Annotated in this window: 1 protein-coding gene; it reads left to right on the top strand. The window is 35.0% G+C overall.

Annotation, left to right across the window (positions count from 1 at the left end; translation table 11 throughout):
• The coding region (locus OCV61_RS18505) for a KilA-N domain-containing protein (RefSeq protein WP_158422958.1) at nucleotides 1–349 on the top strand (349 nt) is incomplete at both ends.

Raw genomic sequence — 349 nt, 5'->3', positions numbered from 1 at the left:
GCTAAATCAGATTCTGTCAGGGCAGCAGATGTGGTAAGAAATTGGTTAAGAAATCGTGGTACTTTGGAATATTTGTCTGTATGGGAACAGATATATAATCCCAATTTTAAAGTGTTCGAATCCGAACACTTTAAAAAGCAAGCAGGGTTATTGACTTTTACACCTAGTGTTTCGGAATGGGTAAATGAAACAAATGCCATTGGATTATATGTAAAGCGTGGAAAATATGGTGGCACATATGCACACAAAGATATTGCATTTGAATTTGCATCTGCAATCAGTCCGGTATTTAAACTATATCTGATAAAAGAATTTCAACGGTTAAAGGAAGAAGAAAACAATTCTGAAC

Origin of the sequence: Blautia ammoniilytica (assembly GCF_025566965.1) — a bacterium.
Classification (GTDB): domain Bacteria; phylum Bacillota; class Clostridia; order Lachnospirales; family Lachnospiraceae; genus Blautia_A; species Blautia_A ammoniilytica.
Note: the sequence above shows the minus strand (reverse complement) of the source record. Positions and strands in the feature narration are given on the sequence as shown.